Here is a 15250-nt window from a genome sequence, read left to right as displayed (position 1 = left end):
CAATTCCGTTCCTTGTTTAGCGGAATCTCCGGCTGATATAATCCGCGGTGCGGATCGCCAAAGCAATCGACGTTAATGTTGGATTCGCAGATGGTAAGCCAGGCAGGACGCTGTTATCTGCCACAAACAAGCCGGATACTCCGAAAACTTCACCGAATCTGTCCGTTGACGCTTTCTCTGGATTATTGCCCATTCGGCACGTTCCCGTTGCGTGGTTATCGCTTCCTGGCAGTCCCAGCGTTATTAGCTCTTGCCGTCCACTCTGAGGAATCAGTCTCATACCGGCGGCGCCTGCCGCCTGAAGCATGGTCTGCGCCATTTGGTGAATGACGGCATAATCTTTTTCACTGTAATTAAATTGAATCTGAATCTCCGGTATTCCGTATTCATCACGGACAGCGGGATTTATGGAAACCCGATTTTCGAAACGCGACTCAACCACACCATAGCCGTCCATGTAACAAAGAAGCTCATTTTGCAGCGGCTGTACTTGATATTGATACGCTTGGAATGGCATAGGCCCCTGAATATCTAATTGAAACGAACGTTCTTCCGTTTGAGAAATAAGTACTGAGATTACACCTAACAACTCAGGAAACTCCGCTCTATTAATCATACCTATTGAAGCCAAGGGAGAATGAGGGGTGAGATAATGGCCGATATTCCCATGGAGTCCGGAATTCAATAAAATACGAGGGGATTCAAAGGTGCCAGCCGATAAAACGACCGTCTTTGCTCGAATGAAGTGTGATTTCTTGTCGGAGCCTATAACCTCCACTCCCTGGGTTTTGCCTTGCGCGTACAAAATCTTGGCGGCATGCGCATTAATGGCAATATCAAGCAGTCTTATATTCAAAGCGATCGCCAAAAAGGTAATTGAGCTGAAATAGACGTTCGAATTTACAACGCCGTCATGACTGGCCTTCCAGTTTGTTGCATGAGGTAAATGGTCCGCTTCAATGAATCCTCTTTCCCGGAGCCGTTTCAGGACAATAGACGTGAAATATTTTCCTTCCGGATAATCTTTATTGACATTCATGATTTCTTCCGCAATGTTATAATACATCTGCAGTTCTTTTAACGGAATCGGCCACCGGGCAAGCTCCGATTCCAGCATGCGGGGAGCAACGGTACCCCATAGCAGCGTTTTACCGCCGATTGCATGCAGGCTCCTTGCACCAGGCATTCCGGATGGTTGGATACCAACAGGCTTGACATAGTTAGGATTGGAACCAATTTGATTATGTATTTTCACAATGTTTCCGATCGTAGGTACGTTTAAGGCATGTGTCGGCAGGAAGAGGCCTCCGGCCTCTACAACGCCGATTCGCTTTCCGTTTTCTCTCCATTGCTCGCACAACCGCCAAAGAACAGCGCCTCCGCCTGCACCTGAACCGACGATGACCACATCATATTCGGTTTGTTCCATCTGCTCCAGTGAAACCAGCGGAATCCATGGATAGGATCCGTCGTCCTCAAGCATGTTGCCCGGCATTTTATCTCCCCCCTTGATGAAAATGATCGCTTTCGCTATCTCCGCCAATCAACAATTGTAAGTATTCTATTCATGTAGAATGCAATAAATGCCGTCCGTGCTTGCCCATTAGAGCAACTCAATTGCTCTAAAGAAAAGAATTGAATTACATGAAATCATCCTTAAAGGTTCTAATTACTCACGAGATCGGGATCACCTTGCGTTTCGGTTCCGCACCCGGCTAATCTTTTTTCAACATGTGGCGCATTCTGAAAAAATAACCCGTTCTGCCGGAGAACTTCATATTTCCCAACCGGATTTGATAAAATGATACAAACTCTCGAAAAGGGGCTGGGTGTATCCTTATTTGACCGCAAAAGCAAACACATTGAGTTGAACACGAAGGGCAAGATGTTTCTGAAGAGGATCGAAACCGCTCTGAAGGAACTGGACGAAGCAAGATGTGAGCTCCAAGACGAGGAAGGTGAAGTGAAAGGTACAATCCACTTCTCTTTCGATGTGGAATCCTCCATTATTCCCCATTTAATAAAAGAGTTTCGCATACTTTATCCGGAAGTTACCTTTCAGTTGTATCAGCATTACCGAAACCCGGCTGCATCCCACTTCAACCTTCGCGTAACCTCCCTGCCGGTCAGGCTTCAAGGGTACGGAGAAGATCGAATTACTGAATGAGGAAATTCTTTTAGCCATTCCCAAGGATAATCCATTATCATCCAAAACCAGCATCTGCCTGGAACAAATTGCGAATGAGGGTCTCATTTGCCTCAAGTGAGGCAACAGCTTGCTTGAGATAACTGACGCCTTCTGCAAGGTAACGGGATTTATCCCCCGTATTACGTTTGAAAGCGATGACCCGGCAACGGTAAGAGGGCTCATCCGTGCGGGACAGGGAATTGCATTTGTCCCTTCCATCACATGGAGCGGGACTATGGACGAGTCCGTCAGGCATCTTTGGATCGAACGTCCCTCTTGCTTCCGGTCCATCGAACTGCACTGGAAGAAAAATCGTTATCTGGGCCAAGTTGCACAGACATTCCGTCAGTTTCTGATCGATTATTTCGCACAGCTGTAAGATTACATATAACCTATGAGTTATTAATATTATGTCAAATAATATATTACTGTTTATGGATTTAACTTGATATAATAGTTTTAATTAATTCATGATGGGAGGCCTATATCCTTGATAGTAAATACAAAATATGGACAGATTCGCGGTGTAGAAGAAGGTAATCTACACGTTTTTCGTGGCATTCCTTATGCGGAGCCCCCAATCGGCGAGCGCCGTTTTACTCCTCCGTGTCCCCTGCAGCCCTGGGAGGGGGTGCTTCAGGCTGACCGATACGGGCCTATTTCATACCAACCGATTAATGCTTACTACAATTTTGGAGAGCAATCAGAGGACTGCTTGAGTCTCAACATATGGACGCCGGGTGTGGAGCAAGCGAATCGTCCCGTACTTGTCGATATCCATGGCGGCGGCTTTACTAGTGGGACTGGTGCGTTTTTTAGCGGCTATACCTTTGCTCAGCGGGATAATATTGTATGCGTTTCCATTAACTACAGATTGGGTGCTTTAGGGTTTCTTTATTTGGGCGACCTGTTGGGCGAAGCCTATCAGACATCTGGCAACAATGGGATACTGGACATCGTTGCGGCGCTCCGATGGGTCAAGGAAAATATTTCTACTTTCGGCGGCGACCCGAACCGCATCACCGTTTCAGGCGGATCAGCCGGAGCCAAATGCGCAAGCACACTGCTGACCGTACCCGCTGCGCAAAGCTTGTTTCACCAAATTATCGCCCAGAGCGGCGCGACACAAGCTATTCGGGACACTCGCACAGCCTCCCGAATTACTCTTCGGCTTCTGGATAAACTGGAGATTCCCCATAATGAAGCGCATCGATTATTGACGCTTCCCGCGCAAACGATACTGGAAGCACAGGACAACAGTCTTCATACCTTTGGTCCTGTACGCGACGGACTCACCATCTCCATGGAGCCTATTGACGAATTACTTGCAGGGCTTGACCGCAAAATTCCAATGCTTGTCGGGACGAATAAGGACGAATGCGTGTTATACACTTCGTATTCACCGGAAATGAATGAACCAAGCGATGCGGTTATGTTCAATCTTTTCGGTTCGAACAGCGCGCTGGTCTGGGCCGCCTTCCGCGAAGCCGCTCTTTTGCAGCCTGCTCAAGATGCCTGGAGCCATACACTCACCGAGTACGTGTACCATAATGCGACGATTCGTCTCGCTGAAATGGCAGCAACACAAGATCAGCCCCTGTGGCTTTATCGTTTCGAGTTTTCGGGCGGGCAGGGTGCGACTCATGGATCTGAAAATCCCTTTATCTTTCATTTCCTTCAAGGTGAATCTGAGGCAGATCAAGCGAATGAATTGGATCCAATGGCTGCTTTTTTTGCGGTCCCTCAAAGTGGAAAGGAACTCGCAGTCCATATGCATGCGGCTTGGGCAGCTTTTATCCATACGGGCCGGCCTCAAACCGAGGGTCTGCCTGACTGGCCCATGTTCAATTTAGCGAATCGCCCAGTTATGATCCTCAATCAGGAATGTAAGCTGGATCATGAACCTGCGCTGCCTGAAAATCATTTTCCTAATCAAGTCTTTGTACTATAATTTCTTCCTATAGTGAAAAGAAACAAAGCGGCAGTTCGGATCGTCAACCGTTCATGAACTGCCGCTTTGTTTTTGATAGATTTGTTGCATCGCTTTTTAACGGTTTGTTTGTGGGGAGTTGAAAGCGGGCAGATGGATAATCATTAATTCTGCCAGTGTTGATTCTGATGCGCAATGTATTGTTTTATTTGAATCAAAAAGTCAACCAGCATTCAGTGACCTCAACAACCTGTGCAGGATTTTCCAGCATGGACCTGCGCTTTTCTATTATTCACTCGAAAGGTGATGGCTCAGCGCTGAGATCCGCTCCACGTATTGACCTCTTATCCGAAGCTAGGGTCCCATGCTCCGCGCAAGGCCGCCTTCCCTGTTCCGCCGCCAGATGGATTGAAAATTATCCAACAGCTCAACGTTTTATTTGACCAACCGCTTTAGAACATCCTCTCGTTCCGAAATTGACAGGCACTTCTCCGTATCGTTATACCGATATAATACCAGTGCATGCGAATGGACAGGCTTCACTACGAAATTCGGATCCCTGACTCCATGAACCATTTGACCATTCCGAAATCGTTGATCCAACCTTTAGTCGAGAATAGTATCATCCATGGGATCGAGAAAAAACAGTCAGCCGGCAAGGTCATCATCACAGGAACTGAAACCGAAGCCGGCTACCGGATCACGGTTGAGGACGACGGACGAGGTATGACGGAGGAAGAGATTAGAACGATCAAACTCAAAATCAAACAGCCGCTGGACGAAACGATGGAATGTGCGCTTTGGAATATTCATCAGCGTCTTGGCATTCATTTCAACTCGTTTACGGGCATGGAATTTAGTCAAAGCACGCTTGGGGGCTTATGTGTTAGCTTATTTTGGGGTAAGCCAGAGATTTCGGAGGGATAACCTATGTATCAATTATTAATTGTGGATGATGAAAAAACGGTCGTCGACAGCTTGGCTCTGACGATCCCTTGGTCGGATTACGGGATCGAGGCCGTTCATCAAGCATACTCAGCCACGGAAGCGCTAAAAATCGCAGAAGAACATGCGATTGACGTACTGATAACCGATATTCGGATGCCGGAGCTGGATGGCCTCGAATTGATCGAACACATCAACCAGTTATCGAGAAAGATCAAATGTATTATTTTATCGGGTCATGACGATTTTCAATATGCGCAAAAAGCCATGCAGCAGAGCGCATTTAACTACTTGCTTAAGCCTGTCGTGATTGAGGAACTAGTGGCCACCGTGCAGAGCGCGATTGAAGCGTTGCAAGCCGAATGGAGAGAAATCAGCTCCTATCAGCGTATTCAATATACGCTTCAATCCAACTTGCCTTTCTTATCTTTCTCATAAAAGTATGGGAACGCGTGGAAGCAATGAAGCTAGTCGATTCTTTCGCGGTGAAGCTACAAAACCACGTTCATACTTTCTTAAATAGCAATATCTCGATATGTCTCAGCCCAACCTGCACGTTTCCCGATCCTGTCGCCGAGCTATACCAACGTGCAGTGTTAGCTATTACCCGTAATGTAGGGTCAAATAAAAGCTATTTCATTACGCTTAGCGATGACGAATCGAACAATCGGCTTGAGCCTTCAACGATTAACCTGTTCGAACCCCCGCTGCTTCCTCAATTGCTGGAATCGGGCAGTTGGGACGAAGCCCTTATGAAATTGGAGCATACGCTCCTGGTATCGAATCTTGAGTCCGAATTTACCTATGACCAGCTGTTCACCATCTTCTTGTACGTATCCTCTTCTCTTTCGATCGGCATTCTCAAAAATGGCGGTAATCTGGATGAGCAGCTTAGTGAAGATTTTGAATTCTTTCTAAGAAAAACAAACTTTTTATCCACACAACGCTTATACGATTGGGCTGCCAAAGTGATAGCAAATCTGAAAGAAAGCTCCAGCACCCACCTGGAAAGTACTCAGAATAACATCGCGGCCAAGGTCCGTTCTTTTATTCAAGAACATCTGTCCGAAGGAGTTTCCTTGCAGATGGTTGCCGATCATTTCGGTCTACATCCCGTGTATTTGTCTAAAGTCTATAAAACCGTTACCGGGGAAACGATCGGCGATTATTTATACGCTCTGCGGATGGAGAAAGCTGCTTATCTGTTAAAGAGCACCGAGCTCAAAATCTCCGACATCAGCTCTAAGTTAGGCTTTCTTGCCCCACCGCATTTCATAAAAATCTTTAAAAAACACTTTGGATGCACCCCACAGGAATTTCGGAGCGAAGGTTAGTAGAAAACCAGTAAACTTACTGTATTAAGATATGAAAATTGGATCGTATCCTATTTATCGAACTTGGCATGTCCTTGGACGGTCAAGCAACTTCTTCATCATTCTTGGTGGCTTTGTCCAGCGACATTAAAATTTATTCCGTGTTTAGAAGTAAATAGGGTCCAGCCAACATGTCGTTATCACGTTGGCTGGACCCCTCTACATATTCAACTAAAGCGTCAGTACTACATGGTGGATTTGACTATCGTCACGCAATCGGATGAAAGGACCGTCCTCCGTGGCGTACTCGGTAAAGTCGACTTCCAGTCCATCGATCGATAGCATCGTTTGTCCACTGGACTTGTGTGACGGATTTTTGACGGTGATGCGGTACTCTGCGTTCCCGAAACGGTAGCTGGCAGAAAACTCCGGCCATTCACTTGGCATACATGGACGGATGAACAACCGTTCTCCTCGGCGGCGCAGGCCGATAATCCATTCAACGCCCGCTTGATACATCCATCCCGATGCGCCTGTATACCAAGTCCATCCGGCATGGCCTTTATGAGGCTCTTCTGTATACACGTCGGCAGACATAACATAAGGTTCACCGACATATTTCCGCACTTCTGCAGACGTCTTCGTATGCATGATCGGGTTCAACATGTGGAACAGCTCAAACGCTTTGTCCCCGTCCCCAAGCCCGCACCAAGCAATGATGCTCCAGAGGACGCCGTGTGTGTATTGGCCTCCGTTCTCACGGATACCGGGAGGATACCCCTGAATATAGCCTGGACTTGGATCCGTTTGGTCAAACGGCGGATACAGAATATGCGCTACCGACAAGCTTCGATCCACTAGCTCACGATCGAATGAACGCATAGCCTGCAAAGCTTTGTCTGGCGGCGCCATTCCTGAAATGACGGACCATGACTGAGCGATAGCATCAATGCGGCACTCCGCATTATGGATGGAACCGAGCCATTGTCCTCCATCGGTAAATGCCCGTCGGTACCACTGACCGTCCCACCCCTTTTCATTAAGTGAATCCGCAAGCTTTTCCTGTATACGCCGATAATTTTCTGCTCGCTCAAGGTCCCCACGATGTTCGCACAAATCAGCCACTCCTCGCAAAACATCACCCAAGAACCAGCCAAGCCACACGCTTTCGCCACGCCCTTCAGCTCCAATACGGCTCATGCCGTCGTTCCAGTCCCCGATTCCGATCAGCGGCAGCCCATGCTCGCCAAAACGTAAACCGCGGTCGAGCGCACGCAGGCAATGTTCTAAGATCGAACCGCTTTGCTCGGACAATACGGTCGGCTCATAACGTTCATGCTCCTCTTCACTTAAAGGTTCGCTGCGAAGAAACGGAACGGTTTCGTTTAATAGGCTCTCGTCTTCGGTATGTTCAATGTATCTGACCACGGCATAAGGAAGCCACAACAAATCATCGGAAAAGCGGGTGCGAATGCCGCGGTGCGTCTCTTCATGCCACCAATGTTGAACATCGCCTTCTTCATACTGGTGGGCGGCGTGCAGTAGAATTTGCGCTCGCGTGAGGTCGGGACGACTATGAAGCAAAGCCAGTGAATCCTGCAGCTGATCGCGGAAACCGTAAGCTCCGCCCGCTTGATAAAATGCGGAACGCGCCCACATCCGGCAGGAAAGCGTCTGGTAAAGCAGCCAGTTGTTCAGCATGACGTCCATCTCAGGGCAAGGCGTTGAAACCGTAATCGTACTCATTGCATCGTCCCAAAACTTTTGCACATCCTCGAATGCTTGCTCGCAAACATGGGATTGACGGTACTTTTGTGTAAGCTGAGCGGCGGATTCACTGGAATCTTCACAGCCAAGCAGGATGTAGACGGTCTGTTCAGTGTTAGGCTCAATCACCAATTTGGATTGCACCGCTCCACAGCCTTCGTACGTTGGTCCGGTTGCGCCCGACAAGTGAAGTCGGTTCATGGCAGCAGGATTTTCAAGAGTGCCGTTGCGGCCTAAAAATTCCAAGCGATCCCCTGTCCATGTCATTTCCATATCTGGAGTCACAGCGGCTGTCTGTTTGCTTCCTTTCGCCGATTCTGCCGGTGCTTCCGTTTGCGGATGAATCGTTAGAAAGGCGGTCGCATCCCGGAAAATTTCTTGATACGTGTTGCGTGCCGTAAGCACGGCATTCACCGGATCCCATTCCGTGACGATGAACGAAGCGTTCCCTTCACGGTGCACGCCAAGCACCCATTCTGCATAATAAGTGACGGATAATCTCCGCTGCTCGGACGTCGTGTTTTGAAGTCGTAATTTAATCACTTTGACAGGATCATCCAGCGGCACAAAAACGGTCATTTCTTGTTGAAGACCATGACTTTCATGATGATAACGCGTATACCCACGACCATACACCACCTTATATGTGGAGGCTGCGTTCGTGCGGGCCGGTGCCAGCGGCCAATATTCTCCGCTTTCCTCGTCCCGTAAGTAGCAAACTTCCCCTGGTTGGTCGATTGCGGGATCGTTCGACCATGGGGTTAATTTGCATTCGCGGCTGTTGCGCCACCATGTATACCCTGTGTACAGTTCCGATGTCAAACAGCCGAATTTCGGATTGGCCATCACGTTAATCCATGGTGCCGGCAGGTAGTTGCCGTTTTTCAGAACGATATGGTACTCCCGGCCGTCTGGTGTGAAGCCTCCCCAACCGTTGAAGAAAAGGAGATCATTCGTTTCCACTGCCTTATCAGTTACAAAGCGGTTCGGTGGAGCGGTTATCGGTAGCGGCTCATCCGATGTGCGGCTCGGAACAGGTACTTTTAACTGCGACTTCAGACTTGGGCCATCAGCTCGCAGCACAATACGGGATACCGCGAACAATAATGACTTATCGCCTTCCGATAATTGAGAGGCTGGGAGGATGTGTACTCCCCCTTGCCCTGAGCCATGTCGTCCAACGATTTGCTCCAACATTCGCCGAAGGGCTTCCTGTAAATCCTGCTGATATCCCTCTACCGATTCATTCAAAATGATAAGATCGATGAACAGCCTGTTATGTCGCAAATACTCATATCCAATGAGAAGCTTGTTAATAAAAGATAGATTCATCGTATCTGCGATTCGTATAATCACAATGGGCCGATCACCGGAGACGCCGTACGCCCAGAGTCCCTGCTGTCCCTTTTGGTTAACAGCAATACTGCTCTCACGCTCCGGCCGCAGAGGAGCCGTATACAGCGTACGACCCGCTAGCAATTGAAAAACAGCCAAATCGGCAGAGGTTATATGTAAATGCTGTAATTCGATTTGACTCCTCGTCCAAGCAAGTTGAAAAGCCCTCTCGATTTGTTGTTCCTGAGACAATTGCTGAACAATGTCGATCGCTTCCTCCTTCGACTCTGCTACACCTGTAACAGCGCTCAGTTGGACATGTTCACCAGGCTGGATGGTTAAACGACGCCGCATGATAAATGCAGGATCGGCCACAGAACCAACCGTGCTGCCAAGACGGGTTTCGATTCCCCTAGGTCTGGATAATGTGTATCCCCTGCCAATAAATCGAGCCCGGTCTGTCTCAAATTCAACAGGTCCGAGAGGCCGGCCACCGGTTGTTAACGTATGGAACGCCCACACGGATTTCTCTCCGCCGTCACGGGGACGTTTGCGGGCAAAAAGGCATTCCGTATCAGCATCAAATTGCGTTTCAACGAATAATTTAGTGAAAGCCGGATGCGCTTTATCTGCCTCGTGAGGCGCTAACGCGATTTCGAGAAACGTCGTCACCTCGATGATCCGTTCTTCACTCCCCACATTGGAAAGCGTTAACCGACGGACTTCCGCGTTCACTTCGGGCGAAACGCTGATTTCAAGAGTCGAGTTCATATTGTCTTCCTCACACAGGAAAGTGGATCGCTCTTGCGAGAACTGCGCCCGCTGCTTGTCTGACCGCACGCGGCAAGGTTGGAAGGCCGGAGACCACACCTTATCCGTTGCGACATCCCGAATATACATATAGCTTCCCCAGTGGTCCGTCACTGGATCTTCCCGCCAGCGTGTTACATCCATGCCTTCGAACCGGATGAATCCGCTGCCGCTATTGGAGATCATCGTCGTGAACGCCCCGTTCGAATGTACATTCACTTCCGGAACCGAAGTATCGGCAGAGACATACTCCCGTAGTGGGGCAATCTGTGCCGGTTTCGGTTTTTCGATCCGCGACTGTCCCGATAATTCACGATTTATAATGGAATCCCGAGAAGGAATCCGTTCTTGTAGCAACAGTTCCGCCGCCTGCACACGTTTATCGCGATGAAAGTAATCATACATTTTACTAGGCAGCAGTACATTGGCAAGCGTCAGCAAGCTCATTCCTTGGTGATGTGCCATGAAACTGCGGATAATCTTGCAAGTCTCACCTTCAGGCATTCGCCCAGGGGTAAAGTCAATGGCCTCGTAAAAGCCATATTGTCCGCGCGCTCCGAGTTTCTCCATTCGAAGTAAATCCTTCAAGCCATCACGCATTGCGAATGGAAGGGCCATGACAGTCGCATAAGGCGCCAAAACCAAATCTTGCTCAAGTCCACGTTTGAAACCGAGGCCTGGAACTCCAAAAGCCCGGTATTGGTAATTCATCTGATAATCAAACGCGTAATAACCAGACTCTGAGATACCGAAGGGAACTCCCCGTTCACGAGCGTATTCGATTTGCCGCTTCACGACGCCTCGATAGGTGCTGTCCCAGATGGTGTTCCGATAAGTACGCATAATCAGCCATGGCATCAAGTATTCAAACATTGTCCCGGACCATGAAACCAGGGTAGTCTGGTTCCCTTGCCTTTTTACCGTTCGACCGAGTGCAAGCCAGTGAGACACAGATACCTGCCCTAGTGCAATCGCAACAAAGCTTGTCTGTCTGGCTTCGGAAGCTAACAGGTCATAGAGAATGTTGTCCCGCTCGCCGGATGCCGCATGGTACCCTAAAACGAATAATTTGGCTTTATGGTCATAAAGCGGCCTGAAATCGGTCTCCGTAATCAATGTCTCGAGACGAGCGATCAGCTTGTAGCCGAGCTCCATCCAATCCATAGAAGCCGCTTGAGTCGACGTGTATCTGTCTTCCGTCCCCTTGTCAGCGTGTTGCTCTTCCATCCCGATTAGAGTCATTTCTCCAGGACTCATTTGATCAAGCTCGACGGCAAACTCAACATTTAACCCCTTATGGCTTCCAACAACTGTCTGATTTGGCTGGTTGCTCATGGTGAAGTCGGTCTTTAGCCAATGTGCTAACCCTTGTTTGACCGTCATCAAACTGGCCACGAAATTACCCGAGTCCACGGTTGAGACATAGGATGGCGGCAGTACGCCAAGTGAGAGGGTATCGTACCAGTTATACAGATGCCCGTTCCATTTGTCTAACCGTTCGACGGTGCCCACCGTACGCTCTACACGCTTCACTAACTCCGGTGTATCGATAAACCCGAAATCCCGAGCGGCTAGGGCAGCGGTTAGCAAAAAACCGATATTGGTCGGCGACGTACGATGCGCAACTCCGTTTGGAGGGTCAATTTGCACATTATCAGGTGGCAGAAAGTGATCTTTAGGACCGGCAAAATCCTCATAAAACGACCAAATTTGTTTGGCCAACACGCGCAATTCATCCTCTTCCACAGGGGTGAGCAGCAGCTTCTCACGTGCAACTGGCTGGTCCAGCCAGCGGACAGCGAGAGGAGCTAAAGCCCAAATCAAACTAAGCGTGAAGCCCATCCATCTGAGTCCCGGCTCCTGCCACATCGCTACAGCTACTGCAAAAAGGATAATCAATCCATATCCGCCGCGTGTGTTAAGCAATAACGTGTGTTGGTTTCCCCTATTGCTTCGTTCAATATGAGAAGAACTGGTCCATTCAAGCATACGGCGTTTGCTGATCAACAGTCTGTATATGGTTTTACAGATCGCATCGAGCAGAACCGCGCTTTGAAACGGTAAGGTCAAGATATTCATTAAGACGTGTATTGCCGTAGACAACACTCTCCGGGGATGGCGAACGGCTGTCTGAATGAGAAAAAGTTGGCGGATAATCGGCAAAAGCATGGTTGCGAGAATGATAACAAACCAACGCCCCGGGGATCCAGGCAGAACGGTTAAACCAAGTGCCAAGAGCACGAGATAAGAAATCGGTAACAAGCTGCGGCGTAAGTTGTCGATCATTTGCCAACGCGTAATAGCGGATAGATCGACGGGCTTTAACGTTCCCCGACGGTCGCAAACACGGGGCAAAAGCCAGCAGAGCAGCTGCCAATCTCCTCGTACCCACCTGTGCATACGCTTCTGATAAGCGAGAAACTTAGACGGATGGTCATCGATTAGTTCAACGTCCGAAAGCAGAGCTGCCCGCAGAAACCCTCCTTCGAGCAAATCGTGGCTAAGCACCGTATTTTCAGGAATACGTTCGCATAACACTTCCGCAAATACATCTACATCGAAAATACCTTTTCCCGTAAAAATCCCCTGCTCCATTGCGTCTTGATATGGATCTGAGGCGGCAAACGCATACGGATCCATTCCCGGCTCCGAACAGAAGTAAGCAAGCCTCGACCGCATGGCCGACTCGTGGCTAGTTCCAATTCGCGGCTGCAGCACGCCATACCCTTCAACGACCCGGGTTCGCGCTTGATTTAAGCGCGGTCTGTTATAAGGAAGATGCAGCGTACCGATCATCCTCTGCGCGCTCCCCATCGGAAGCTGTGTATCCGCGTCCAACGTTATAATGTAGCGAATTGGCGGGAGATCAACCGTATCTCCTATCATGGAGTCGTAACTTGTCTCCTTGCTTCCTTTAAGCAGCTCGACAAATTCCACCAATTTTCCGCGTTTGCGTTCCCATCCCATGAATACTTCCTGGGCAGGGTTCCACTGTCTGCGGCGCTGGAAAAAATGAAAGGTCGCTCCTCCTGGGCTGGCATACATCCGGTTTAGTCTCCCGATTCTTTCTTTGGTGAAGGCAACAAGCGCATCGTCTTCCAAAAGCTTTTCCTCTGGAGCATCGGTAAAATCCCCTAAAAGAGCGTAATGGATGTTTGGATCCCGGTTGGCCAAATAATGGATTTCCAGACGATCCGCAAGCTCCTCCACTTCCTCAGGTGTAGACCAGATGGCAGGAATGACGACCATCGTGGTTGCATCCGAAGGCACACCGTTGGAAAAATCATAACGCAGCAAAGGCCGGGGGCGGAAAAAGCGCTCAATGCCAAAATGAAGCCATGTGATGACCCATTCGCTTACAAGAATGGAAAGCGTAAGCAAAACTATTGCCCACCCTGCCGATGTAAAGCCCCGTTCACCGCCAATCCAAGCGGCAGAGATAAGAAGTGCAACTGCGAACAATCCAATAAGCGAAGCAAAATAAGCGCCGGTTGCTCGCTGCAAAATACTGGTTCCCCGCACTTGGCGAGGCTGGCTGCATGTTCGCAATGATTGCACTAACTGCTTGATTCCAGCCGGTTCAAATAAAAAGTAAGCCGCAAACGTCGGTCGCGGTAAGTCATCTGCCTTCTCCCGATCCTCGCCCACCCGTTCTTTCTCTTCCTTCGCGAGAGCTACCGCTGTACTTGCGATCAAGGTTTCGGGCACACGCATACGGCGTGCTAATCCTTCAACGCGTTTAAGAATCTCATTCCTGCTATAAGAATCAAGAAGAGAATAGTCACCCGTACTTTCTTGACGTAGCGTCTGATCGAGCAAGCTGATCTGTTCGAACTGGGTATTCCAATCCAGACGCTCATTTTTGCGTAAACTGCTGATCAAATTGCCTGCTTTTACCTGATAAGCTGACTGAAGCCGATGCTCGTAAGATACGATGCGATCCAGGTCATCAGAACCGTTCTCCAATTTGCATACTAGCCACTCGCGAACGGATGCGGAATCCTCTGCCCACTCCCGCAGGTGACTGATCAGATGGACGATCCACGGTCCGGAAAGTGGAATAGTCTGCCCGGCTGCTTCCAATTCTGCGTTGATCGCTTCCGGATTTAACCTGGAAGGCTCTATCCGTGAAAGCAACCGTTCAACTTCCATGCAAACCTCTCGGTGATCACGCACAAGTGCCATCGTTTCGGACAGCCTTCCAATCAAGGTCACCCGAAGGATGAGCGAGATGGAACAGGTTTCGGCATGCGTCAATCCGGAAACTTCCTGGTAAGCGTTCATATAGGAAACAATGGTTTCCTCATCCAATACACCGTCAACCTGCTCCAAATAATCTTCACAAAGAGCTTGGATGCGTAATATGCCGTTCTTTCGAAGGCGTGGTAAGCAATCAAAGGAGCGGTTGGAAAAACTTGTTTTCACCCCTAATGCCTGTTCCTCGATAAATTCAGCATTATCGAGCAGCCATTCTTCCGCTGGTAAAGCACAACTCGCGGGACTGTTTTGCAACGAGATTACAAATTCCCTTAAGCTCTCTATGTCTTCATCGAATTGATTCCATACGTATTTTGGATGAGTTCGCACTACACTTGGCGTGTGCTGCAATGCGAGTTCACGCGCTCTTTGACAAAGTTTTTCAGTAATATAAGCCATGGGTCCCTCCGGAGATCAGTTGTTAACAATTTCTAGCGTACTGTCGTCCGGTACAACGAAGAATTCCGGGACAATCAAATTATCCCCAAATTTGCATGATTTAATTAGTAAAAGTGGAATTTTCATACTCCAAAGAGATATGTTGTTGTCAGAAATCTGCTTTGTAGTTGTGGAGCAAAGTTCTAAAATACTGGATAACATGATTAAAATGAAGTCGTGGGATGGGGTAATTACGTTGAAAATGAAGCAAATTTTTTATGAAAAAAATTCTATTGCCAAAAAAACAAAACCAGTCCATCACTAAGT

At 48.7% G+C, this 15250-nt stretch carries 8 protein-coding genes; 6 read left to right on the top strand and 2 right to left on the bottom strand.

Going from position 1 to position 15250, the window contains the following annotated elements:
- Nucleotides 1–16 precede the first annotated feature (16 nt).
- On the bottom strand, nt 17–1495 hold the full coding sequence (locus AC58P7_RS17885; protein WP_497345155.1) for a GMC oxidoreductase: 1479 nt from the start codon (nt 1493–1495) through the stop codon (nt 17–19).
- A 306-nt stretch (nt 1496–1801) separates the two neighbouring features.
- Here AC58P7_RS17885 and AC58P7_RS17880 point away from each other — a divergent pair, with 306 nt between their 5' ends.
- The 6 genes from AC58P7_RS17880 to AC58P7_RS17855 all read left to right on the top strand — a co-directional run bounded on the left by AC58P7_RS17880 (nt 1802) and on the right by AC58P7_RS17855 (nt 6397).
- Complete coding sequence (locus AC58P7_RS17880) at nt 1802–2167, top strand: hypothetical protein (protein ID WP_497345153.1); 366 nt, start codon at nt 1802–1804, stop codon at nt 2165–2167.
- A gap of 109 nt (nt 2168–2276) precedes the next feature.
- Nucleotides 2277–2567, top strand: coding sequence for a LysR substrate-binding domain-containing protein (locus AC58P7_RS17875; protein WP_497345151.1), 291 nt, complete (start codon nt 2277–2279; stop codon nt 2565–2567).
- Between the two features lie 111 nt (nt 2568–2678).
- Nucleotides 2679–4139, top strand: a complete 1461-nt coding sequence (locus tag AC58P7_RS17870) for a carboxylesterase/lipase family protein (protein ID WP_497345149.1) — start codon at nt 2679–2681, stop codon at nt 4137–4139.
- 546 nt (nt 4140–4685) lie between these two features.
- On the top strand, nt 4686–5045 hold the full coding sequence (locus AC58P7_RS17865; RefSeq protein WP_497345147.1) for a sensor histidine kinase: 360 nt from the start codon (nt 4686–4688) through the stop codon (nt 5043–5045).
- A 3-nt stretch (nt 5046–5048) separates the two neighbouring features.
- Entirely contained in the window at nt 5049–5501 is a 453-nt protein-coding gene (locus AC58P7_RS17860) for a response regulator (protein WP_497345145.1), read from the top strand.
- Between the two features lie 47 nt (nt 5502–5548).
- On the top strand, nt 5549–6397 hold the full coding sequence (locus AC58P7_RS17855) for a helix-turn-helix transcriptional regulator (protein WP_497345143.1): 849 nt from the start codon (nt 5549–5551) through the stop codon (nt 6395–6397).
- A gap of 210 nt (nt 6398–6607) precedes the next feature.
- Here AC58P7_RS17855 and AC58P7_RS17850 read toward each other — a convergent pair whose 3' ends face one another.
- A complete protein-coding gene (locus tag AC58P7_RS17850) occupies nt 6608–14944 on the bottom strand; it encodes a glycoside hydrolase family 94 protein (RefSeq protein WP_497345141.1) in 8337 nt (2778 codons plus the stop codon).
- Nucleotides 14945–15250 lie beyond the last annotated feature (306 nt).

The organism is Paenibacillus sp. J22FR5, assembly GCF_059691975.1.
This window is presented reverse-complemented; position numbering and strand designations above follow the sequence as displayed.

Bases quoted from the DNA above. Each gene is read 5' to 3' on its own strand.
- AC58P7_RS17885 (WP_497345155.1), bottom strand. From the start codon at position 1,495: ATGCCGGGCAACATGCTTGAGGACGACGGATCCTATCCATGGATTCCG.
- AC58P7_RS17880 (WP_497345153.1), top strand. From the start codon at position 1,802: ATGATACAAACTCTCGAAAAGGGGCTGGGTGTATCCTTATTTGACCGC.
- AC58P7_RS17865 (WP_497345147.1), top strand. From the start codon at position 4,686: ATGAACCATTTGACCATTCCGAAATCGTTGATCCAACCTTTAGTCGAG.
- AC58P7_RS17860 (WP_497345145.1), top strand. From the start codon at position 5,049: ATGTATCAATTATTAATTGTGGATGATGAAAAAACGGTCGTCGACAGC.
- AC58P7_RS17850 (WP_497345141.1), bottom strand. From the start codon at position 14,944: ATGGCTTATATTACTGAAAAACTTTGTCAAAGAGCGCGTGAACTCGCA.